Source organism: Sulfitobacter sediminis (genome assembly GCF_040811725.1).
Taxonomy (GTDB): Bacteria; Pseudomonadota; Alphaproteobacteria; order Rhodobacterales; family Rhodobacteraceae; genus Sulfitobacter; species Sulfitobacter sediminis.
Map to the genome: position 1 here is coordinate 13,650 of NZ_JBFNXX010000003.1, position 21,254 is coordinate 34,903.

30 protein-coding genes are annotated in these 21,254 nt (G+C 64.0%); 10 read left to right on the forward strand and 20 right to left on the reverse strand.

From position 1 onward, the window contains the following. The first annotated feature begins 38 nt into the window (after positions 1-38). Positions 39-449 (forward strand): c-type cytochrome, encoded by a 411-nt coding sequence (locus tag AB2B41_RS04510; protein ID WP_367876558.1) that lies wholly within the window; start codon positions 39-41, stop codon positions 447-449. A gap of 60 nt (positions 450-509) precedes the next feature. Here AB2B41_RS04510 and AB2B41_RS04515 read toward each other — a convergent pair whose 3' ends face one another. Beyond that, positions 510-1,190: a hypothetical protein gene (locus AB2B41_RS04515; protein ID WP_367876559.1), complete on the reverse strand. Its 681-nt coding sequence runs from the start codon at positions 1,188-1,190 to the stop codon at positions 510-512. Further along, complete coding sequence (locus AB2B41_RS04520; RefSeq protein ID WP_367876560.1) at positions 1,187-1,588, reverse strand: PaaI family thioesterase; 402 nt, start codon at positions 1,586-1,588, stop codon at positions 1,187-1,189. Before AB2B41_RS04520 ends, AB2B41_RS04515 begins: the two co-directional genes overlap by 4 nt. Before the next feature lie 177 nt (positions 1,589-1,765). Here AB2B41_RS04520 and AB2B41_RS04525 point away from each other — a divergent pair, with 177 nt between their 5' ends. Further along, the gene (locus AB2B41_RS04525) at positions 1,766-2,164 is read left to right on the forward strand and encodes a c-type cytochrome (RefSeq protein ID WP_367876561.1); all 399 of its coding nucleotides are present in this window, start codon (positions 1,766-1,768) and stop codon (positions 2,162-2,164) included. 76 nt (positions 2,165-2,240) lie between these two features. Here the strand turns inward: AB2B41_RS04525 and AB2B41_RS04530 are convergent, their stop codons facing one another. Genes AB2B41_RS04530 through parE form a run of 3 tightly spaced genes read right to left on the reverse strand, consistent with a single transcriptional unit; the run spans position 2,241 to position 4,752 of the window. Beyond that, the gene (locus tag AB2B41_RS04530; protein ID WP_367876562.1) at positions 2,241-2,516 is read right to left on the reverse strand and encodes a BrnA antitoxin family protein; all 276 of its coding nucleotides are present in this window, start codon (positions 2,514-2,516) and stop codon (positions 2,241-2,243) included. Beyond that, positions 2,498-2,773: a BrnT family toxin gene (locus tag AB2B41_RS04535; RefSeq protein WP_367876563.1), complete on the reverse strand. Its 276-nt coding sequence runs from the start codon at positions 2,771-2,773 to the stop codon at positions 2,498-2,500. The genes AB2B41_RS04530 and AB2B41_RS04535 overlap by 19 nt, the downstream gene beginning before the upstream one ends. 23 nt (positions 2,774-2,796) lie before the next feature. Then, positions 2,797-4,752 carry a DNA topoisomerase IV subunit B gene (gene parE, locus AB2B41_RS04540; protein ID WP_367876564.1) on the reverse strand — a complete coding sequence of 652 codons (1,956 nt, stop codon included), beginning with the start codon at positions 4,750-4,752 and terminating at the stop codon, positions 2,797-2,799. A 143-nt stretch (positions 4,753-4,895) separates the two neighbouring features. Between parE and AB2B41_RS04545 the strand changes: the two genes are divergently transcribed. Further along, positions 4,896-5,588: a dimethylsulfonioproprionate lyase family protein gene (locus AB2B41_RS04545; protein WP_367876565.1), complete on the forward strand. Its 693-nt coding sequence runs from the start codon at positions 4,896-4,898 to the stop codon at positions 5,586-5,588. Positions 5,589-5,603: 15 nt separating this feature from the next. On the opposite strand, the gene AB2B41_RS04550 is transcribed toward AB2B41_RS04545, so the two are convergent. The 3 genes from AB2B41_RS04550 to AB2B41_RS04560 form a co-directional block, all read right to left on the reverse strand. Further along, a complete protein-coding gene (locus AB2B41_RS04550; protein ID WP_367876566.1) occupies positions 5,604-5,825 on the reverse strand; it encodes a hypothetical protein in 222 nt (73 codons plus the stop codon). A 90-nt stretch (positions 5,826-5,915) separates the two neighbouring features. Continuing rightward, entirely contained in the window at positions 5,916-6,296 is a 381-nt protein-coding gene (locus AB2B41_RS04555) for a type II toxin-antitoxin system death-on-curing family toxin (protein WP_367876567.1), read from the reverse strand. Then, positions 6,293-6,541, reverse strand: a complete 249-nt coding sequence (locus AB2B41_RS04560) for a hypothetical protein (RefSeq protein WP_367876568.1) — start codon at positions 6,539-6,541, stop codon at positions 6,293-6,295. The genes AB2B41_RS04555 and AB2B41_RS04560 overlap by 4 nt, the downstream gene beginning before the upstream one ends. A 145-nt stretch (positions 6,542-6,686) precedes the next feature. On the opposite strand from AB2B41_RS04560, the gene AB2B41_RS04565 reads away from it, so the two are divergent. Then, positions 6,687-7,295 carry a carboxymuconolactone decarboxylase family protein gene (locus AB2B41_RS04565; protein ID WP_367876569.1) on the forward strand — a complete coding sequence of 203 codons (609 nt, stop codon included), beginning with the start codon at positions 6,687-6,689 and terminating at the stop codon, positions 7,293-7,295. A gap of 113 nt (positions 7,296-7,408) precedes the next feature. Here the strand turns inward: AB2B41_RS04565 and AB2B41_RS04570 are convergent, their stop codons facing one another. After that, the gene (locus tag AB2B41_RS04570) at positions 7,409-7,744 is read right to left on the reverse strand and encodes a hypothetical protein (RefSeq protein WP_367876570.1); all 336 of its coding nucleotides are present in this window, start codon (positions 7,742-7,744) and stop codon (positions 7,409-7,411) included. Between the two features lie 78 nt (positions 7,745-7,822). Continuing rightward, positions 7,823-8,698, reverse strand: a complete 876-nt coding sequence (locus AB2B41_RS04575; RefSeq protein WP_367876571.1) for an alpha/beta fold hydrolase — start codon at positions 8,696-8,698, stop codon at positions 7,823-7,825. Between the two features lie 135 nt (positions 8,699-8,833). Here AB2B41_RS04575 and AB2B41_RS04580 point away from each other — a divergent pair, with 135 nt between their 5' ends. Further along, positions 8,834-10,207 carry an MATE family efflux transporter gene (locus AB2B41_RS04580; RefSeq protein ID WP_367876572.1) on the forward strand — a complete coding sequence of 458 codons (1,374 nt, stop codon included), beginning with the start codon at positions 8,834-8,836 and terminating at the stop codon, positions 10,205-10,207. A gap of 68 nt (positions 10,208-10,275) precedes the next feature. Here the strand turns inward: AB2B41_RS04580 and AB2B41_RS04585 are convergent, their stop codons facing one another. Continuing rightward, complete coding sequence (locus tag AB2B41_RS04585; protein ID WP_367876573.1) at positions 10,276-10,677, reverse strand: hypothetical protein; 402 nt, start codon at positions 10,675-10,677, stop codon at positions 10,276-10,278. Positions 10,678-10,690: 13 nt separating this feature from the next. Then, positions 10,691-11,893, reverse strand: coding sequence for a pyridoxal phosphate-dependent aminotransferase (locus tag AB2B41_RS04590; protein ID WP_367876574.1), 1,203 nt, complete (start codon positions 11,891-11,893; stop codon positions 10,691-10,693). Positions 11,894-11,991: 98 nt separating this feature from the next. On the opposite strand from AB2B41_RS04590, the gene AB2B41_RS04595 reads away from it, so the two are divergent. The 3 genes from AB2B41_RS04595 (at position 11,992) to AB2B41_RS04605 (ending at position 13,252) form a co-directional block, all read left to right on the forward strand. After that, complete coding sequence (locus AB2B41_RS04595) at positions 11,992-12,393, forward strand: helix-turn-helix domain-containing protein (protein WP_367876575.1); 402 nt, start codon at positions 11,992-11,994, stop codon at positions 12,391-12,393. Beyond that, positions 12,386-12,652: a succinate dehydrogenase assembly factor 2 gene (locus tag AB2B41_RS04600; protein ID WP_367876576.1), complete on the forward strand. Its 267-nt coding sequence runs from the start codon at positions 12,386-12,388 to the stop codon at positions 12,650-12,652. Before AB2B41_RS04595 ends, AB2B41_RS04600 begins: the two co-directional genes overlap by 8 nt. A 99-nt stretch (positions 12,653-12,751) precedes the next feature. Then, positions 12,752-13,252: a MarR family winged helix-turn-helix transcriptional regulator gene (locus AB2B41_RS04605; RefSeq protein ID WP_367876577.1), complete on the forward strand. Its 501-nt coding sequence runs from the start codon at positions 12,752-12,754 to the stop codon at positions 13,250-13,252. 27 nt (positions 13,253-13,279) lie between these two features. Here the strand turns inward: AB2B41_RS04605 and AB2B41_RS04610 are convergent, their stop codons facing one another. After that, a complete protein-coding gene (locus AB2B41_RS04610; RefSeq protein WP_367876578.1) occupies positions 13,280-13,993 on the reverse strand; it encodes a winged helix-turn-helix transcriptional regulator in 714 nt (237 codons plus the stop codon). 153 nt (positions 13,994-14,146) lie between these two features. On the opposite strand from AB2B41_RS04610, the gene AB2B41_RS04615 reads away from it, so the two are divergent. Then, complete coding sequence (locus AB2B41_RS04615; protein WP_367876579.1) at positions 14,147-14,338, forward strand: hypothetical protein; 192 nt, start codon at positions 14,147-14,149, stop codon at positions 14,336-14,338. 96 nt (positions 14,339-14,434) lie between these two features. On the opposite strand, the gene AB2B41_RS04620 is transcribed toward AB2B41_RS04615, so the two are convergent. From AB2B41_RS04620 to AB2B41_RS04650, 7 genes are all read right to left on the reverse strand, one after another. Continuing rightward, positions 14,435-14,896, reverse strand: coding sequence for a YHS domain-containing (seleno)protein (locus AB2B41_RS04620; protein ID WP_367876580.1), 462 nt, complete (start codon positions 14,894-14,896; stop codon positions 14,435-14,437). Positions 14,897-14,975: 79 nt separating this feature from the next. Beyond that, positions 14,976-15,686: a DUF1194 domain-containing protein gene (locus AB2B41_RS04625; protein WP_367876581.1), complete on the reverse strand. Its 711-nt coding sequence runs from the start codon at positions 15,684-15,686 to the stop codon at positions 14,976-14,978. Beyond that, entirely contained in the window at positions 15,683-16,390 is a 708-nt protein-coding gene (locus tag AB2B41_RS04630) for a DUF1194 domain-containing protein (RefSeq protein WP_367876582.1), read from the reverse strand. The genes AB2B41_RS04625 and AB2B41_RS04630 overlap by 4 nt, the downstream gene beginning before the upstream one ends. Next, positions 16,387-17,088, reverse strand: coding sequence for a DUF1194 domain-containing protein (locus AB2B41_RS04635; protein WP_367876583.1), 702 nt, complete (start codon positions 17,086-17,088; stop codon positions 16,387-16,389). Before AB2B41_RS04635 ends, AB2B41_RS04630 begins: the two co-directional genes overlap by 4 nt. Further along, the gene (locus AB2B41_RS04640) at positions 17,082-17,516 is read right to left on the reverse strand and encodes a VOC family protein (RefSeq protein ID WP_367876584.1); all 435 of its coding nucleotides are present in this window, start codon (positions 17,514-17,516) and stop codon (positions 17,082-17,084) included. Before AB2B41_RS04640 ends, AB2B41_RS04635 begins: the two co-directional genes overlap by 7 nt. 189 nt (positions 17,517-17,705) lie before the next feature. Further along, the gene (locus AB2B41_RS04645) at positions 17,706-19,088 is read right to left on the reverse strand and encodes a surface lipoprotein assembly modifier (protein WP_367876585.1); all 1,383 of its coding nucleotides are present in this window, start codon (positions 19,086-19,088) and stop codon (positions 17,706-17,708) included. Between the two features lie 2 nt (positions 19,089-19,090). Further along, positions 19,091-20,137, reverse strand: a complete 1,047-nt coding sequence (locus AB2B41_RS04650; protein ID WP_367876586.1) for a hypothetical protein — start codon at positions 20,135-20,137, stop codon at positions 19,091-19,093. A 197-nt stretch (positions 20,138-20,334) separates the two neighbouring features. On the opposite strand from AB2B41_RS04650, the gene thyX reads away from it, so the two are divergent. Continuing rightward, positions 20,335-21,249: an FAD-dependent thymidylate synthase gene (thyX, locus tag AB2B41_RS04655; RefSeq protein WP_367876587.1), complete on the forward strand. Its 915-nt coding sequence runs from the start codon at positions 20,335-20,337 to the stop codon at positions 21,247-21,249. The last annotated feature ends 5 nt before the right edge of the window (positions 21,250-21,254 follow it).

Here is a 21,254-nt window from a genome sequence, read left to right on the forward strand (position 1 = left end):
AAGATGAACGCACCGTTGGGTCAGTTGGAGAGGGCGCAATGCGGGCGACAGCCTATTCACTCGGGGCCGCGACGGCTCTGACTTTGCTGATTGCCTGCGCGCCGGTGTCGATGCCGGAACCAGAGGAGGGGGCGGCATTCTTCGCCGCCAACTGCACCTCATGTCACGGGAGGGATGGGCGAGGGGAGGGACCAGCAAGTGAAGGCCTCTCGCCCAAACCCACTGACCTCACCACGCTCGCCCGCCGCAACGGCGGGGCATTCCCCACCGCCCGCGCGCTCAGCTACATCTACGGCGATCCCGAAGGCGGGCACCTCGCCCGCGTGATGCCGCAGTTTGGCGGGGCCATGGCGGACGATCTCGTGCCGCTCGAGGTAGACGGCGTGCTGACGCCCACGCCGCGCGCGCTCGCCGGGCTGCTGGCCTATATGGAAAGCATCCAGCGCTAGGGTTTTCGCGCACCCGGTTCAACTTTTCCGCAAGGCCGCATGCCGGGTATCCTCAGCCCGTCACCCGCATATCCCGCGCAATTCCACCCCGTCCCAGGGCAGCCGCACGTTCCACTCCCGCGACTGCGGCAGCGGGGCCACCGGCATCACCTGATTAATCAGCGCATGCAGCCGCGCCGTCCGCGTCCCCTGCGGCGCCAGGGCGCGGCAACAGACGTATTCCTCAACGATCGAGCCCTGCTGCTCGAACCCGAAATCCCCGAACCGCCGGCCCTCGTCCACCTCGAAGAGATAGGGGTCCGCCCCCCCGCCATGCTCGGAGGCCGCCAGCAGCGGCGAATAGCCCGTCTCGGCCCGGTTTTGCCACTGCCAGACATGGGTAATCTCATGCGCAAAGAGCATCGCCGCGATGATCCCCACGGTATCGGGGTAATCGGGCAGGTAATCCTCCAGATACCAGTCCTTGTCGAAGAGCACCCGGTTCCAAAGCGCCACCGCCGCCGGTTTCGTCGTGACGATCTCGTCCTCGGGCGGCGGCAGGATCAACTCCCGGCAGGTCGTCCGCGGCCGCGGTTTGCGCCGAAAGGTCACCGCCCGCGTCGGCGCGCCGTCATGCAGCCGCACCCGGTCCAGATCCAGCGTCTCGCCATGGATCGTCCCCAGAAACGCCCGCTCGTTCTCGGTCAAAGGCCGCCCGCAGCCCGCCACCAGCAGCACCAGCACAAGGCAAACCAGCCTCACCGCGCGAACGTCGCCGTGGCCAGCGCCACCGGCTTGCCCGAGGGCTCGGCGATCAGCGTGCACCGCGCGAACATCATCGATTTGCCCGCCCGCGTCACCTCCGCCTCCGCCCGGATGCTCTCGCCACTCGCAGGCCGCAGGAACTGCGTGTCCAGCGTCACCGTTCCCACCGCCGCCAGCGCCTGCAGATGCCCCATGCAGGCAAAGACCATCGCCGTATCCGCCAGCGCCGCGATGGCCTGACCCGACACGATATCGCCCACCCGGTTGATCTCGGCGCTGATCGGCATGACCAGCACCGTCCGCGCCTCCCCGATCTCGGTGATCTTCGGCTGCAGCGCCTTCACCCAAGGCGCGAAATTGTCGTCGAGGATTTTCTGGGCAAGCTCTGGCGTCATGGGGTCTCTCGCAGGTTTTCCCACACCCTAAGCGCCACGCGCGATCATGCAAGGGGCACCCGCTTGCGCGGGGCGGCGTTCCGGTCTTTGATGGGGAAAACCGCGCCATTTGATCCGGATCAGGGCAGACCGCGCGCGCCGCCCCTAGTCTGATGCCAAAGCAGGAGGATACCGCCCATGAAACCCTATCTCGCAGCCCTCACGGCCCTTGCCCTCATACCCTGCGCCGCGCTTGCGCAGGACGCGCAGATCGGCGCCGAACTCTACGACACCCACTGCGCCGTCTGCCACGGGGCCGAGGTCCGCGGCAACGGCCCGCTCGCTCCCGCCATGGTGCTGCAACCCCCGAACCTGCGGACCCTCAAGGCCCGGTATGACGGCGTCTTCCCCACCGTCCGCGTCGTCACCCGCATCGACGGCCGTGACCCGTTGGTCGCCCATGGCTCCCCCATGCCGGTCTACGGCGAGTTCTTCGAGGGCGAGGATGTGCCGATGAAGGCCGAGACCGGCCAGCCGATCATAACGAGCCGTCCGGTGGTGGACCTGGTGGCGTTTCTGGAGGCGATACAGGAGTAGGGGATTGCCCGTAGGATGGGTGCTTGCACCCATCTTGGGATGACCGACCGTCGTGTGATGGGTGCAGGCACCCATCCTACCGCTCCGCCAACCCCAGCGCCTTTCGCAACGTCTCATTCGCCCGCGTCTGCCACCCGCGCCCGTCTTTCTTCAAGACCGCGATCACGTCCTGATCCAGATACATCGTCACCCGCTGCTTGCGCTCCGCCTCGGCCATGGCCGGGCGGCCCGGTTTGACAAGGCGGGCAAGTTCCGGGAAGGTGTCCACGGGCTTCGCGCGGGCAAAGTCCTCTTCCGTCCACTCCGGATTCTCGTCATCCGGCTCGCTTGCTTTCAGGTGTTCCTTGCCCATCTTCGCTTCTCTCTCTCGTTCGCCTTGCGCAGGCTGATCACGCGCAGCGCATCTGGCCGGGGCGTTACTACCGCGACATGCAATCTTCCTTCGATCAGACCCGTCACCCTAAGGCGCTGTTCGCCATAGTCGCGACGGTCGTCAGCGATCACCTCGGCGGTATCCCAGTCGAGCCTTGCTATGATGGCAAAATCTATGCCGCGTTCGAACAGGGTCTGCTGTCGCTTTTCTTCATCCCATTCCAAATTAATATGCATATATTAATTCGAGGTTTCAAGCGTCAAACATCCAACTCCTCCACGAACCGCGCGTTCTCCTGAATATACTGGAACCGCAATTCCGGCTTCTTCCCCATGAGCCGCTCCACCAGGTCCCCCGTCTCCCCCGGCACGTCCTCGTCCACCGACACGCGAATGAGCTTGCGGGTTGCGGGGTCCATCGTCGTCTCCTTGAGGTCCTTCGCGTCCATCTCCCCCAGACCCTTGAAGCGCTGCACCTCGATCTTGCCCTTGCCGCCAAGGCCCTTTTCCAGCCAGTGGTTCTTCTCTGCGTCATCCGCCACGTAAAGCCGCTTGGCCCCCTGCGTCAGCCGATAGAGCGGCGGGCAGGCGAGGTAGAGATGCCCGTGGTCAATCAGCGGCCGCATCTGCGTGAAGAAGAACGTCATCAAAAGCGACGCGATATGCGCCCCGTCCACGTCCGCGTCCGTCATGATGATGATCTTCTCATAGCGCAGATCGTCGATGTTGAACTTCGTCCCCATCCCGACGCCCAAAGCTTCACACAGATCGCTGATCTCCGCATTCGTCGTCAGCTTGTTCGACGCCGCGCCGAGCACGTTCAGGATTTTCCCCTTCAAGGGTAGCAGTGCCTGCGTCTCACGGTTCCGCGCCCCCTTGCCGGAGCCGCCCGCCGAATCCCCCTCGACGATGAAAAGCTCCGTCCCCTCGCGGGACTTCGCCGTGCAGTCGGTCAGCTTGCCCGGCAGCCGCAGCTTCTTCGTCGCCGACTTGCGCGCCGTCTCCTTCTCCTGCCGCCTGCGCATCCGCTCCTCGGCGCGCAGCACGAGGAAATCGAGGATCGCCCCGGCGCTCTTGGTATCCGCCGCCAGCCAGTTGTCGAAGTGATCGCGCACCGCCCCTTCGGTCATTTTCTGCGCGGCCTCGGTGGAAAGCCGATCCTTCGTCTGCCCCACGAACGCCGGGTCCGCGATAAAGCACGAGACCAGCGCACAGCCCCCCGACATCAGGTCCTCCCGTGTGATCTGCGCCGCCTTCTTGTTGTTGGCCAACTCCCCGTAAGCCTTGATCCCCTTCAGGATCGCCGCCCAGAACCCCGCCACATGGGTGCCGCCCTCGGGCGTCGGCACGGTGTTGCAGTAGGACTGGATGAACCCGTCTCTGGAAGGGGTCCAATTTATTGCCCATTCCACCTTGCCCGCCTCACCGAATTTCTCCCGGAAATCCACAGTGCCCGAAAACGCGGCTTCGGCATAAGTCGTGGCCCCGCCCAGCGTCTCCTTGAGGTAATCCGACAGCCCGCCCGGGAAATGAAACGTCGCCTCCTGCGGCGTCTCACCGTCGGAAATCGCTGATTTCCAGCGGATTTCCACGCCCGAGAACAGGTAAGCCTTCGACCGGATCGACTTGAACAGTCGCGCAGGCTTGAAACGGTGCGACCCGAATATCTCCGCATCCGGATGAAAGGTCACTGTCGTCCCGCGCCGATTGGGTGCCGCACCCACCTTCTCGACAGGCCCCAGAGGCACCCCGCGCGAGAACCGCTGCTCGAACACCTCCTTGTTCCGCGCCACCTGCACGACCATCGAATCCGACAGCGCGTTCACCACCGAGGCACCCACCCCGTGCAGACCACCCGAGGTCTGGTAGGCCTTGCCCGAGAACTTGCCCCCCGCGTGCAGCGTGCAAAGAATGACCTCCAGCGCCGATTTGTCGGGAAACTTCGGATGCGGATCAATCGGAATGCCCCGCCCGTTGTCGCGGATCGTGATCGCGTAATCCTCGTGCAGCTCAACCTCGATCCGGTTCGCATGCCCCGCCACCGCCTCGTCCATCGAGTTGTCGAGCACCTCAGCCACCAGATGATGCAACGCCCGCTCGTCAGTACCGCCGATGTACATGCCGGGGCGCTTGCGCACGGGCTCCAGCCCCTCCAGCACCTCGATGGAAGAGGCGTCGTAATCGGTCGTTTCCGTCTGGGAAAGAAGGTCGGTCATGGGCTGCTCTGGCTCGCTTTTGATTGCCGGACACTATGCCAGAGCGGCGGGCAGGGGGGAAGGGCGGTTGACCCTTTGCACCGTGCTTTCCTTTTGGCTATTGGGCCATAGGTCTAGGGACACCCGGGAAAGAGAGCAGCGCGATGACAGAGGCCAAACGCCAGACGACGGACACCGCCCGTTTCACGCAGGATTTGCTGGATCAGCCCGACTGGCGCTACCTGCTGCAGGAGTTCGAGGAGCTTTACCGCTACATCCCCGCAGGTGGTAGCGATCGCATCGCCAGCCACCAGCGCAAGGTTGGCGATGCCATCGGGCGGCTTTTACGCCATAACGCGCCGGTCGCCCCGCAACTGCCCGCGCAAAAGCCCGTCACCGCGCATCTGCGCCGCGCGCTCGACGAGGGGCGGCAGGGGAGCATGGCACCGGCCATCCGCGCCCTCGACGCGGTGCGCGACCAGCTCAGCTGGCAATACGGCTACGAGAAGATGCCCCAGGGCCTGCAGGGCAAATACGCTTATGCCGAGATCGCCGGCACCTCGGGCCCGATCCTCAGCGACGAGATCATCCTGGGCGTGGTGCTTTTCGCCCCGAACTGCACCTATCCCGCCCATGCCCACAAGGGGATCACGGAAAGCTATGTCTGCCTTTCGGGGGCCGTGTCCGAGAACCATCAGGGCGTCTACGTGCCGGGCTCGATGATCTTCAACCCGCCCGACCACCTGCACCGCATCACCGTGGGCAGGCGCGAACCGGCGCTACTCGCCTATGCGTGGATAGGCGCGAAAGAGGATCTGCACAATCAGAAGATGGTCTTCAGCCGCGCGCGGAAATAGGGACCTGCAGGCGGATCAATGTCGCCCGTTCAGCCACTTCCACAGCACATCGATGTCGATGGCGATCACCGCGAGCCCCAGCGGGATCATCCAGAACCCCAAGATCGGCAGGAACCCAAAGACGCCGCCCACGATCAGCAAAAGCCCCAGCACCGTGCGCAGCCCGAACGGCACACGGGTCCGCACCCAGTCGCGGGCGCGACGCAGCCGTTCTTTCCATTCCTTGGGGATCGGCATCGCTCTACCTTTGCGTGATCTATTGGATTCTATCCTGTCCGCGCGCCACAGACTAGCAGGGCAGGGGCCATTGCGCGTATCAAAGCAGCCCTACTCCACAGCCTTGCGCCGTAACCAGGCGGCAAGGTCTTCCTCATCCATCTTTCGCTGGGCAACCTCGCGGATGATGTCGCCTGCTTCCACGGTGTCATGGCTGATCGCATGCCCATTGAGGTCGATACAAGCCAGCATGCAGCGATATGCCGTCCGCTTGTTGGCGTCGTTGAACACATGCCCTGTCGCCACCGCAACCGCGTAAGCAGCGGCCAGATCGAAAATATCGCCGACCATTCCGTACACCAGGCGGTTGTCCACCCGCGCCAAAGCACCTTCAAGGGACTTGTTTCCCGCCATTCCCTGCAATTCACCGGGATTGAGCACATTGTCGTGGATCACTTCGACGAGTACCGCGTCGAGAAGAACGTAGCTCATTTGTCCTTCAGGTAGTCTAGAACCGGTTGGGCCTGCGCACGGGTGCGCTCAAGGCTGTCCATCACCTCTTCCATCGTCGCATAACGCGGTTCTTCCTCCAGCGTCGCCTCGACCGGCACGAAATAACCCACGCAGCGCGAATTCTTCATGATCGCCACGGGCTTGCCGCCCGCGCGGTCCAGCACCTTCTGCGGCTCGCGCATCTCGGTCATGGTGGCAATCTGGTTGGCGTAGATTTTGTTCATCGGTGTGCGCTCCAAAATGTACATTTAAATATACGATTTCTCTCCAAGCTTTCCAAGACAGAACACCACGAAACCGTGGAAATTGCCGTAAATCGTTGTCTCTCTCGCAACTTAGCGTCACTCTGCTGTAAAAGAGGACCCGCCCATGCCCTGGATCACCACCATCCCCTTCGACGCCGCGACCGGCAAGCTGCGCGCGCTCTACGAGCGTGTCACCGGCCCCGGCAACAACGTCGACAACATCATGATGATGCACTCCCTGCGCCCCCATTCGATGGAGGGGCACATGGCGATCTACAAGAACGTCCTGCACCACCGCGACAACGAGATCCCCAAGTGGTTCCTCGAAACACTGGGCGTCTGGGTCTCCGCCCTCAACGCCTGCGACTACTGCGTCGCCCATCACTTTGCCGGGCTGAAACGCCTGCTGAAAGACGACGCGCGGGCCGAGGCGATCCGCGCAGGCATCGACGCCCGCGACATCGCCGCCACGCCGCTCGAGGCGAAACATCATGCCGCGATGCGCTATGCCGAAAGGCTCACGCGCACGCCGCAGGACATGGCCGAAATGGACGTCGAAGCGCTCCGCATGGCCGGATGGTCCGACGGCGAGATTCTCGAGATCAACCAGGTCACCGCCTATTTCGCCTACGCCAACCGCACCGTTCTGGGCCTCGGCTGTTGGACCGAGGGCGATATCATCGGCCTCAGCCCCGGCAATTCCGACGATCCTGACGATTGGTCCCACGCGTAGGGCAGGGTTCCCCCGCCGCAAAATTCGCCTGACGACCCGTCGCCTGATCGAAAACCCCATCCAGGGCAGCGCCGGTAAACCAGTTCAGGATAATAGGGTCGCAGCCGCCTGCGTCAGACCCCGATCAGGGTCTTCCGGGTTGGAATCAGCTTCGAATCCCCAAGGAACGTTCCACAGCCTGCCGTATCCATAACCCAGCGCGCCTGCGGTGAATTTTCTGTCACAACCGTGAAGTTACCCAAGATAATCGGTACCGGTGCGGGCGGAGGCGGATGCACGATACCGGCCGAGATGGCACCTGTACAGGCCACCAGATCGCCAATGCGGGCAGCCGGCTGGTTCTCGATGATGACGGTCGGAAGACGTCCGGGCGTAGGGGCGGAAACCATACCGCTCGGAACAAGCATGTCATGGGTCACTGTGTCGAGCAGGCGGGCGGCTGGAAGCATGGGATGACTTTCAAAAAAGAGTGGCGCAAAAAATATGCTGCAGTAATTCCGCTAAGCTACCACGCAACCGCCAACCGATCAATCCAGCCAGTCCAATATGACCGCCGCCACCTCCCGCGGCTTCTGATGGTGCAGCCAGTGATCCGCCCTCGCGATCTCCACCCGGGTCAAATCAGCCGCGAATTCCTCCAGCCCCGCGGTGGCCTCGGGCAAGAGCGCCGTATCTTCCGCCCCCCAGATCAGCAGGTGCGGGCAGCGCACCCGAAGCTTATCCAAGGGCAGTTCCGGCAGGTCGGTCACGGGCTCCCCGGGCTTGCCCACCACCAGCGGCGAGGCACGGTACCAGTTCACCATCCCCCGCATCCTTCCCGGCCGCGCCCATTCGGTGACGTAAGCCGCGCGTGTTTCGTCATCCATCCAGCTGAGATCCATATGGGCGGAGAACAGTGCCGTCAGCTTGGCAAACCCATCCCCCGCCAGTCTGTCCTCCGATCCCTCTGCCCGCAGGTAGTGGATATATTGCGAGGCCGCCGTCTGCGCACCGCCTGCCGCCAGCGCCCGCTGGAAGGGCACCGGGTGCACGCCGTTCATAATGATCAGCCGGTCCACCAGCGCGGGCCGGAACATCGCCAGCCCGTAGGCCACAGCCGCGCCCCAGTCGTGCCCCAGCACCGTCACCGGGCCTTCACCGATCAGCGCCGCCATGTCTGAAACCAGCTTCGAGCCCGTATACGCCGACACCTCCGCCGGTGCCCAGCTTTGCCCGAACCCGCGCTGGTCGGGGGCGATGCAGTGGAACCGTTCTGCAAGCAGCGGCGCGAGTTCGGACCACGCCCCGCCGTATTCGGGAAACCCGTGCAACAGCAGGAGCGGCGACAATCCCTCGTCGCCCCAATGCCGGACAAAGAAATTCTCTCCCTCAAGCGTGACGAATTCGGTACGCGTGGGCTCCATCCCGGTCTCCTTGCCAGCGGGTTCCCGGCCAGACTGACGGGGCCGGGCCGCAAGGGCAAGCTTCTTCGACCGGATGACAGCCCGGCGGTGCCAGACCCCCTTTCCCTCGGGGCGGGGCGGGCGTAAGGCGGGGTCATGCAACCGGCAATGACATACCGCGGCCACGCGCGCGCCACCCTCGGGCTCGGCCTGCCGCTCATCGGTGGGCACCTGGGCCAGGTGGCCATCGGCGTGACCGACACCGTCATGGTCGGCTGGTTCTCGGTCGAGGCGCTGGCAGCGGTGACACTGGGCAGCACCTATTTCTTCGTGCTCTTCATCTTCGGTTCCGGCTTTGCCTGGGCGGTGATGCCCATGGTGGCGGCCTTCGCCGCCGAGGGGGACGAGACCGGCATTCGCCGCGCAACCCGCATGGGGCTCTGGCTGTCGCTGGGCTTTGGCCTGCTGGCGCTGCCCCTGATGATCTTCTCAGGGCCGATCCTGCGCCAGCTGGGGCAGGGGGATGCCCTCGCGTCAGAGGCGGCACGGTATCTCTCGGTTGCGGGCTGGGGGGTGATCCCGGCGCTTCTGCTCATGGTGCTGAAGTCCTACCTGGCGGCACTGGAGCGCACGCAGGTCGTGCTCTGGATCACGCTGGCGGCGGCACTGGTGAACGCGGGCGCGAATTATGCCTTCATCTTCGGCAACTGGGGCGCCCCTGCGCTGGGGGTGGTGGGTGCGGCCATCGCCTCGGTGGTGACGCAGACCGTCTCGCTTGTCGGTGTGGTGCTCTACATCCTGCGGGTTGTGCCGCAACACCAGCTGTTCCTGCGCCTGTGGCGGCCCGACCGGCAGATGCTGGCGCGAGTCTTCCGCCTGGGCTGGCCCATCAGCCTGACGTCGCTCAGCGAGGTCGGCCTTTTCGCCGCCTCGGCGATGATGATGGGCTGGCTCGGCACCGTGCCGCTGGCGGCCCACGGGATCGCGGTGCAGCTCGCCTCGATCACCTTCATGGTCCACCTCGGCCTCAGCAATGCGGCGACGATCCGCGCGGGCAGCGCCTTTGGCCGCCGCGACCGGGAGTCGATGGCGCGGGGCGCCCTGACGGTGACGGTGATGTCGGCGGTTTTCGCGGCGCTGACGATCGCGGCTTTCGTGCTCTTTCCCGAGCCCCTGATTTCGCTTTTCATGCAGCGGGACGAGCCGGCGCGGGCGGAAATCCTTGCCATTGGCACGGGGCTGCTGGTGATGGCCGCGCTGTTTCAGCTCGTCGACGGCGCGCAGGCCATCGCGCTGGGGCTGCTGCGCGGGGCGCAGGACACCGCCGTGCCGATGTGGATGGCCGCTTTCAGTTACTGGGTCGTGGGCGTGCCGTGCTCTTACCTGTTGGGTTTCTGGCTGGACTGGGAGGGGATCGGCGTCTGGGCGGGGCTGGTCATCGGTCTCGGCGTCGCGGCGGTGCTGCTGAACGCGCGGTTCTGGGGCGTGACGTTGAAAACCCTGCGCGGGGCTCCCGCCCCTCAGCCCTGACATGCTTCTTCGCTGTCCGGACAGGGCAGGTGCTGCGGGGGCGCACCGACAGCGGTAACCCGGCGTGGCTATTTCTTGAGAATGCGGTCGGCCTTCTTGCGCACCAGCGTGCTTCGCAGGTCGTGCATGGCAAGCAAAAGCTGATCCGTCACCGCATCGAGCTGTTCGTCCGAGGCACGGGACTGGGCCCATTGCGTCGTCAGGTTCAGGTGATCCACCGCGCGCAGGATGTCGTCGATGTCGCGCCTGGCAAGGAGATCGACTCGCGCCTCCATCCATTGGGCGATGGCGGCGCGGTCTTCTTCGGTGAGGTTGCGGTCCCCGTGGGGTTTCACCTCGCCGTTCTTGATGTTGACCACGGCGATCTGGTCCATCTCGATCCGGCGCTGCCGGTTCTCGGTGTCCACCCGAAACACGACCGCGCCGTTCTCGCGCACCCTGAAGTAATATTCCGGCAGTTCCGCCGACATGGCGTTTATCCTATCAGGTCAGCCCCGCACAAAAGGTCTGAATACGTGTGCAGGCCTCCTTAAGGGCCTCGTCTGAGGTAGCGTAGCTGACCCGGAAGTTCGGGGAAAGTCCGAATGCGGCACCAAAGACCACCGCTACGCCGGTTTCCTCCAGCAGGGCGGTGGCGAATGCCTCGTCATCCGTGATCTTCGTGCCGCCCTTCGAGGTCTTGCCGATCAGACCCGCGATGGACGGGTAGACGTAGAATGCCCCGTCGGGCACCGGGCAGCTGATGCCTTCTGCGGCATTCAGCATCTCCACCACGAGGTTGCGCCGCCGCACGAACATCTCGTTGTTGGGCGCGATGAAATCCTGGGTGCCGTTCAGCGCCTCGACCGCCGCCCACTGGCTGATCGTGCAGGGGTTCGAGGTCGACTGCGACTGCACCTTGCGCATCGCACCGATCAGCTTTTCGGGCCCCGCGGCGTAACCGATCCGCCAGCCGGTCATGGCATAGGCTTTCGAGACACCGTTCACCGTGAGCGTCCGGTCGTAAAGCCCCGGTTCCACCTGCGCAGGCGTGCAGAACTTGAAATCGTCGTAGACGAGGTGCTCGTACATGTCGTCGCTCATCACCCAGACATGCGGGTGGCGCATCAGCACATCGGTCAGCTCTTTCAATTCGTCCCAGGAATATCCCGCCCCCGTCGGGTTCGAAGGCGAGTTGAAGATCAGCCACTTCGTACGGTCGGTGATCGCCGCCTCCAGCTGGTCGGCGGTCAGCTTGAATCCGGTCTGGATCGACGCCTCCGCGATCACCGGCGTGCCACCCGCCAAAAGCACCATATCGGGATAGCTCACCCAGTAGGGTGCCGGGATCACCACCTCGTCGCCTTCGTTCAGCGTCGCCATCAGCGCGTTGTAAAGGACTTGTTTACCCCCGGTGCCGACACTGACCTGCGATGGTTTGTACTCCAGCCCGTTGTCGCGCTTGAATTTGGCACAGATCGCCTGCTTCAGCTCTGGAATTCCGTCGACGGCGGTATATTTGGTCTTGCCAGAGGCAATCGCGGCAATGGCGGCGTCCTTGATGTTCTGGGGCGTATCGAAATCCGGCTCGCCCGCGCCAAGACCGATGATATCCCGGCCCGCGGCCTTGAGTTCTGCCGCTTTTGTAGTCACTGCGATGGTCGGGGACGGTTTGACACGGTCAAGTGTCGCTGAGAGCAATTCCATTGGGGGCCTCTGGCGGTTATGGGTTCCCCACACTCTTAGTGGGCACCCCCGACCCGATCAAGCGCGATCGGTTCTGGTCAATCAAGGAGAACGCAAGGATGACGCAACAGACAGACTGGTACGGACCCGACGCGGCAACCTTTGGTGACCGTGTCGCCGCCGCAAGGGAAAACGCGGGCATGACCCAGGGACAACTGGCCAAGCGCATCGGTGTGCGTCTCGCCACGCTGCGGGCCTGGGAAAACGACCTGTCCGAGCCCCGCGCGAACCGGCTGTCGATGCTGGCGGGGCTTTTGAACGTATCAATGATGTGGCTGATGACCGGCGAGGGCGAGGGGATCGAAGCGCCGCTTGATGATGAGACCGCGCCGACCGAGGAGGTCAAGACCATCCTGGCCGAGATGCGCAGCCTGCGCGCCGAGATGCTCTCGAATGCCGAGGCGATGGGTCGTCTCGAAAAGCGGATGCGCACCCTCGCTGAGGAACCCCTGCGTGTCTGAGCCCCGCGAACATACGCTCAAGCGGCTGCAGATGCGCTCCATGCGGCGGGGGATCAAGGAAATGGACCTGATCCTTTCCGCCTACGCCGCCGCCCGGCTGGCGCAGATGGACGACGCGACGCTTGGCCTCTACGACCTGCTGCTGAACGAGAACGACCACGATCTTTACCAGTGGGTGACGGGCCAGGTGGCACCCCCCGACCGCTTTGCGGCCATGATCGCGGACGTGCAGGCCCTCTACGCCGCGCAGCCGGGTTGACCGCCACGATCGAGCTTCGCGACCTAAACGCTGGGTTTAACGAAATATTCTGATTTTTTCTTCAGTTTCCCTCGCAACGGATCGAGTCGGAGACTTCAGATGAGCATTCAGGAACCCGTCAACCGAAACCCGCGCAGCAAGGATTTCATGGTCGGCTACCTCGAGGCGCTGTCGCTGGTCGAACGGTTGCACCGCCTGCTGCTGGACGTGGTGAAAGACGAATTCGAACGCGTCGGTGTGCTGGAAATCAACGCCGTCCAGGCGCTGTTACTCTTCAACATCGGCGATCACGAGGTCACCGCCGGCGAACTCAAAAGCCGCGGCTACTACCAGGGCAGCAATGTCAGCTACAACCTCAAGAAACTGGTCGAAATGGGCTACATGCACCACCAGCGCTGCGAGATCGACCGCCGTTCGGTCCGCGTGCGCCTGACCGAGAAGGGCCGCAAGATACGCGCCATCGTGGGCGAGCTTTTCGCCCGCCACGCCGACGGCCTCATGGCCAAGGGCGTGCTGGGTCCGGACGGGATCAGCGAAATCACCGTCTCGCTCAAGCGGATGGAGCGGTACTGGACCGACCAGATCCGCTATATCTACTGAAATCGGCGACGCGCGCACTGGGCGCCATCAGCCTGCCATGGATTCAAGCTTGCGCACCTTGCGGGGGTCTTCCTTTTCCCGGTGGTAAAGCCACCGGTCCATGGTCCGCGCCAAAAGCGCATCGCCACTCAGGAACAGCCGCCCTTCATCCAGCTCGCGCGCGATGGTCGTCCGGCTCAGCAGGATCGAACTGAGCGACACGCTGTCGGTCTCGACATAAAGATCGACATCGAAGCCGGGGATCGTCGAACAGATTTCCAGCGGCAGTCCGGGGCGATAGAGAACCCAGTAGGTGTCGTAATCCAGCCCCGGATCGCTGAAGCGGAACTGGATCACGACCTGCCGCTTGGGCAGCGCCTCCGTCTCGATGAGTTTGCGCATGTGCCACATCAGCGTGGACACATCCGTATCTTCCAGCGCCACCCGCGCCTCGATATTGCACTGCGCCCATTTCCCCAAAGCGTCCAGCGCCGGCTCAAGATCAATCGCGCGCTGCGTGCGGATGTAATCCACCGCACCGGTGGCAGGGTCTTCGATCCGCTCGATCAGGCCATGTTCCTCAAGCTCTTTCAGCCGCTTCGATAGCAGCGCGGGGGAAATGTTACCGACGCCCCGCTTGATGTCGTTGAACCGGCTCGACCCGCCCCACATCTCTGACAGGATCGGGATCGTCCAGCGCGGCTCAAGGATTTCGCAGGCGTGGGTGATCGGGCAAACGATGCCATAGGGTTTCGATTTCATGGGCCTTACTCCTTGCTGCCCAAAAGCTAGCAAAGCCTGCCCGCGTCGATCCAGTTCATAATCTGTACCGGCCTTGCTTCACTTCCTGCACTACCCGGTCTCTCCCCGGCTCTGGCAGGCTGCTCCCATCACTTCATCAACAGGAGCCCAGCCATGAAACACCCCAATGTCATCGAACACGAAGCTTATCTGCAAAACATCGAGCGCATCGCCGCACCGAGAAAATCGCGCCCCTACAAAGAGGACCGGAACGACGACATTGGCACCCGCCTGCGCACCACGGCGATCATGTCGGTTGCCGCCGTCGTCCTGCTCGTTCTTGCGGGCGCGCCCTTCAGCGCCTGACCACTTGGCGCATCACCCGAAAGCCTCCAGCGCAAGCCGGGGGCTCTTCGTGTTCATAAGAGCACCGCTGAACTGTCCGGACCGAAACCGCAAATATCAGTCCAGCGTATCCCAGAACGCCTGCGCCCTGGCGATCATCTCAGCCTCGTTGCCATCGAACTTCTCGCCCCCGCGCGGCTGGGCAAAGAGGTACAGACCCCCATCAAAGATGCGCCAGACCGTCGGGTCGGAATCCACCACCTTCTTCAACGACATCGCCCGCGTGCAAAACCCGCCGAAGCGTGGCGCATAGGCTCCGGGGTCGCTGGCGAAAAGCTCGGCCTCCGCCGGGCTTGCAAAACGCCAGATCGCGCCGTTCCAGGTGACCGTATGCGCGTCGGTCCCTTCCTCGGCCGCGGCCTCGCGCCAGTAGGCACGCGTATCGTAGCCCCTGATGGCCCGGCCCTTGGCATCGGTCGACACGCGGGAGGACCCGGCGCTGGCGGGCGGGATCACGGCAACGGCGATGAGGGCAGAACCCGAAGAAAGCAGAAAGGAGCGGCGGGAGAAAGCGTGCATGGCGGCCTCGTTTCATGGTGAACGCGACCGATCTAGCAGGGCCGCGCTTCACATCCCACGCACGATCCCGTGACGCCCTTCACAGCCGCGAGAGCACCAGTCCGTCCAGCTCCCGGATCAGCTTTTCCGTCATGGCGCGTGCGTAGTCCGCAAATCCCAGCGCGGTCAGGACAAAGGCCTCCGGCCCAACGATCACCTCCGCACGGAAGTAGGAGGACAGCTCGCCGATATCGGATTGGCGGATGTCGCCCATGCCGGGGTTGTCGATGCCGATCACCAGCGCGTTGACCGTGATGCCGCTGGCGGCGACACGTTCCTTCACCTCGCGGGGCCTGGGGCCAAGGTTGGACTTGCCGTCGCCCGAAATATCCAGCGTCCGCTTCCAGCATTCCGCCTGCTGGCGCAGGTGCCGCGCGCCTTCGATCATCGCGACCCCCAGGGCCGTACCCGGCGTCGCATCGCGCCGCTCGGTCGCCTGCAAGGTGGCGATCACCCCGTCCAGCGTCGCCTCGCTGTCGATGGTCGTCCAGGGGATGATGATCGCCTGATCCGCAGGCCCAGACCATTCGTAGATCATCAGCCGCACTGGGGCAGAGGGCATTGCCATCAGCTTGTCCCGCACCCGCGCGTCATCCAGCGCCGCCGCCACGCCCCCCATCTGCAGCCGGTACTCCCGCGCATCGACCGAGCCCGACACATCCAGCGCCAGCGCCAGCGCCTGCCGGCATTCGGCCTGCGCCGACCCGGCACCAAGACCCAGAACAAGCGCAAGGGCCGCTACGCGGATCATCTGCCCGGCCCTTTGTCGCCAGTCAGACTGCCGATCACCGCTGGGCTCAGCTCCCGCACCAGCTTGCGCCGCATCGCGCGCTCGTAATCCGCAAAGCCGTTGGCGATCTCCAGAAACGCTCCCGGCCCGTGCAGCACCTCGGCGCGGTAAAAGGCAATAAGCCCGATCTCCCCCTCGAAATCCCCCGCGTTCACCACCAGCCCGTTCACGGTGATGTCGTCGAAGGGAAAGGCGCCATAGGCCTGCTGCGGCCCGAACCCCTCGTTGTTCTGCCCGTCCCCCGCCATGTCCAGCGTCTTGCGCGCGCAGTCGGGCCCTTCCTCGAAAAACCGCGCGCCGCGTCCCAGCGCGTGACCCATGGCCGTGGGGTAGTCGGAGTGTCTCCGCACACTCGCCGCCACCCTTTCCGCCGCCGCCACCAGCGCCGCCTCGCCGTCGATCATCGTCCAGTGCAGCAGCACATCCTGCTGATACCGCCCCGACCATTCATAAACCGACAGCGCCACCGGCTGATCCGAGGCAAAGAACGCCTCCACCACCTCCGGTGCCGTCAGCGCCGCCACCACGCCCCCGCGCTGCAACCGGTCCTCCGCCGGATCGACGGAACTGGACACATCCAGCGCCAGCAACAGCGCCAGACGGCAATTGGCAAAACCCGCGCCGGGCAGGGCGATCAGCAGGGCAAAGGTCAAAGCACGGATCATCCCGGCCCCTCCGCGCGGCCGATCACCGTCACGCTCAATTCCCGCTCCAGCTTGTCGCGCATCGCCCGTTCGTAGTCGTTAAACCCGTTCGCCTCGATCATGAAGGCCCCGTCGCCATGCAGCACCTGCTCGGCATAGAACTGGTTCAGCCGGTGCGGCGTCTGGAAATCGGCAGCATTGACGATGACCAGCCCGTTCACCGTGATCTCCCGAAACGCGGGAAAGGAGGCGTATACCGCCTGCGGCCCCGGCCCCTCGTTGTTCTCCCCGTCGCCCGCGATGTCGATGGTCCGCTGCCAGCAGTCGGGCGCGCGGGCCAACATCGCTTCCGCAAAGATCAGCGCCTCGCCCATGGCCGTGGGAAATTCGTTGTAGCTGCGCCTGCTTGCCCCGATGGCGTCCGAGGCCCGCTGCAATTCCGCGCGGTTCTCGATCAGCGTCCAGTCGAGGATCACCTCCTGGTTATACCGCCCCGACCACTCGAACACCCCCAGCGCCACCGGCGTGCCCGAGGCGAAAAACGCCGTCTCCACCGTCTCGGCCAAGAGCGCGCGGGCCATGCCCCCGCGCTGTAAGGCATCCTCGGCCGCATCGACCGAGCTGGAAATATCCAGCCCCAGCAGCAACGCCAACCGGCACTCCGCCGCCCCCGCAGGCGCGGCCAGTGCCAGAACCAGCGCTGCCGCCGCTCTTACCAATGCCCGGTGTTCTCCATGCTGGCCCAGGGCTCCTGCGGCTCGCGCGCGCCGCCCTCGTTCAGAAGCTCGATCGAGATATTGTCGGGCGAGCGTACGAAGGCCATGCGCCCGTCGCGGGGCGGGCGGTTGATCGTCACGCCATTGTCCATGAGGTGCTGGCAGGTCTCGTAGATGTTCTCGACCGTATAGGCGAGATGCCCGAAGTGGCGGCTGTCCGAGGGCAGGCCATCGTCGCCGTCCCAGTTATAGGTCAGCTCCACATCCGAATGGCCATCGTCCATGCCCGGCGGGCACAAAAAGACCAGCGTGAACCGCCCCTGTTCGTTCTCCATCCGGCGCCGTTCCTTGAGGCCCAGCAGCTCGTAGAAGGCGATGGATTTCTCGAGGTCTTTCACACGCACCATGGTGTGCAGGTACTTGATCGGCATGATGGGGCTCCTTGGTGATTTGTCTGACCCCGAACCTAGCATGCCCGCGCCCGGATACCAGCGCCTCACCGAAGCGTGACGGCGAGGTGCCGCCCGGCGGACTTTTCAGAAAGTCCGCCCCGGAAAATTCGAATTTTCCGCCCCGCATTTTTCGAAAAATGCGCCGCTACGCCAACGGATCACGAAACGTCAGAACGACGACCGTATCCCAATGTTCAGACCCACGCGGTTCACATCGTATAGCCCGATGTTGCTGTCCGTGCTCGAGGCCGACAGCGTCACACTCGGGTTGAATCCGTAATAGTCGATCTGCGTGAAGGTCGCCGTCACATCGGCGAAAATCCGGTTGTCCTGCCGCCCGTCCGGCGAATCCCGGCTGATGTCATAATCGCGCCAGCTTGCCCCAAGGCCGAATTGTACCGAGGCCCCAAAGATCGGCTTGCTCAGCGCAAGCCCGGTGCGCAGCGTCACCTCGGTATACTCCGAGGTCGGATCGGGCGACGTCGTCGCCTTGGCGAAGATACCAAGATAACCCGAATTGCCCGAGGCAAAGCCCTGTGTGACGCTCGCCGACAGCTCGACGGTATCCAGATCCGGCGTTGCCTGACCCCACTGCCGCTCCAACTCACCGCCAAAGCGAAACTTCTGGCTTGGGCTCACCTGCCAGGACTGCTGCGCCTGTCCCCGCAGATATGACGCATAGCGCGACCCCGAATACCACGTCTGCCCGCCCTCCACGTCAAAGGCGAACTCGCCCTTCCGCTCAAGGTTTAGCCGGCGATATCCGTAACCCGCCGCCAGCGCACCAAAGGCGAAATCCGACCCGGTGATGCTGTCGTCGGCGAGGTCGTCGGTGATTTGAAAGGTCCGGTAGCTGAGCGACAGCTTGGCGTCATGGGCCGTGTCCGGCGTCTGATGGAAACGGTAGCGCGTGCGCATCGATCCGCCGATCTCGATCCCCGAGATCGCCTGTGCGGCATCGTCAAGGTCGAACTCGATAGGCTCGCCGAACAGCAATTCCGAGATCACGTAATTCAGCCGCGACCGGTCCCGCGCCGAGCCGTTGTTGATGTTGGAATTGGGTGCAAAGGTAAAGGTCAGGTCCGTCTGCCAGGGATTGCGCATCCGCACATAGCGGAAATCGCGCTTGGCCCGCTCGCGCAACAGATCGTTGGGCGCATATTGCGCCGCCCGGCGCAGCCAAAGCTGCGCGCGGGTGCGCTTGCCATCCGACGACAGTACCTGCGCCGTGATGAGCGCCGCCGAATAGCGCTCCGCATCGGTGTCGGCCAGGTGCCACGCGGCGCGGGCGGCTTCGCGGGCAGGGGGGATGTCCCCCATGTCCCGCGCGGCGCGGGCAAGGATCAGATGCGCATTCAGATCATCCGGGTCACGCGCCACCAGCGCCTCTGCATAGGCGCGCGCGGTCGGCGCATCGCTGCCCCGCAGGGCAACCGTGGCCGCCGCGCGCAGCTCGTCTGGCGCAAGGGTGGTCTGGGCCTCGGCAGTCGCCCATTGACAGCAGATGCAAAGGGCGGCTCCGGCTGCGAGGCGCGAAAGCCCGGCGATCATGCCTAGCGGGGTTCCCTGTAGATGACGAAACCGGTGGTGTCGCGCACGCTCTCGGCCGACGGATCGACGGTGGATTCAAGCACGATGATCCCGACCAGTTCTTCCGCTTCGTCCCCCGAAATGATGCCATAGTACTGGCCCGTTTCGTAGGTCACCGCATTGCCGGAATTGTTAGCAAAGCGCGACCCCAGGGTGCCGACGATCTCGCCGTTGTTGTCCAAAGCATTGGTGGAAATGGTAAAGACTGCCGTGGGGATCGCCGTCAGAGAGGCGTTGTTGCCCGCGTTGATTCGACCGATGATGTCATTGGTGATCTCGTTGCCCGCAAGGTCGAACACCCGGCGGTTGAAGACGAAACCGTCAACCGCCCCCTCGAAGCGTCCCGTGTCGGCGTTGAAATCGTCAAAGTCGATGGCGATCTGCACGTCCGAGGTGGAGTATTCCAGCCCGCCCCGGTTGGTGTAATCCCGCAGCCCCGCGCCTTTACCGTCGTAAAGCGCCTGACCCGTGGTCGGCAGCGAGACCGTGCCGTTGCGCTCGTAAACGAAACCGCCAAAGCCGTAGTTGACGTAATCGCCCGTGCGGATGATCGCGAACTCGGTATTGCCCGACCGGCTGACCCCATAGATCGCACGGTGCCGGAACTGGCTGATTGTCGAGCCGTTGAGCGAATCCGGATAGGTGTCCACCGCCTCGTAAACCGCGTAGTCCCCCAGGCTGCCCACCGCCACGCCCCGGATGTAGGGGGTGTCGTCGCCACCGTCGAACGGCAGGTTGTCCACGGTAAAGGTATCGTCCTCGGAATTATACCGCACGCCCTCGGCAAAGCCGTTGCCGCTGGTGCCGTCCTGCGCCTCCTTGCGGAAAATCGTCGTATCGGGCGAGGGCGAGGCCGTGCCCGGCGGGATCGACCGGTCGCTGTCGATCGTGCCGCCGTCTTCCGGGGTTGCGTCCGGGTCCTGCGTCGCATCGCCGCCGAAGGGCGCCTCGCCGCTGCCGCACCCAACAAGAAACGTGCAGAGCACCAGCCCCGCTAGCTTGATTTTCATGACTGCCTGCCTGTTTGACTGCTTTTGCCAGACCTTCCCGGCAAAGGGGTGTTCTTGTCAACGATCACGCGGCAGGGACGTGCAAATTACTGCCCAAGGGTGGTCAAAAAACAATACCGCATATTGCAGTTCCTGCATGCCCTGCACCCAGATATAGTGGTGCGCGAATCCATCTTGTCACCCGAGGACCGCTGCCCATGCCCCTTTCCCCCGAACAGACCGCCGAAATCGACGCCCTGCGCAGCACGACCCATGAAACCCTGCGCGCCACCGTCCCCGGCATGGAGGCGCATCTCTACAAGGCCCACCAAGTCCTCGACCACGGCTTCATCCGCGTCATCGACTACATGGGCGACGACGCCGCCATCTGCCAGGCCGCCCGCGTCTCCTATGGCAAAGGCACCAAATCCGTCCAGAACGACGCCGGCCTCATCCGCTACCTGATGCGCCACTGGCACTCGACCCCCTTCGAGATGTGCGAGATCAAGCTGCACGTCAAACTCCCCGTTTTCGTCGCCCGCCAGTGGATCCGCCACCGCACCGCCAACGTCAACGAATACTCCGCCCGCTACTCCATCCTCGACCGCGAGTTCTACATCCCCGCCCCCGAAAACCTCAACGCGCAAAGCACCGTCAACAACCAGGGCCGCGGCGCACTCCTCGAAGGCGAGGAAGCCGCCCGCGTCCTCGAATACCTCAAGGCCGACTCAACCCGCGCCTACGACCACTACGAGGAAATGATCAGCCAGGACGGCCAGGACGGCCTCGCCCGCGAACTCGCCCGCATGAACCTGCCCGCCAATATCTACACCCAATGGTACTGGAAGGTGGACCTGCACAACCTCTTCCACTTCCTCCGCCTGCGCGCCGACGCCCACGCCCAATACGAAATCCGCGTCTACGCCGAGGAAATCTGCAAAGTCGTCGCCGACTGGGTCCCGGCGGCCTACGGCGCCTTCGAGGACTACCGCTTAGGCGGAGCCAACCTCTCCGCCACAGCCCTTGATTGTGTCCGCCGGATGTTGAAGGGTGAGACGGTGACGCAGGAGACCTCTGGCATGTCCAAGGGGGAATGGCGGGAATTTGAGGGGGTATTGAACGACCCCGCTTGAGCGGG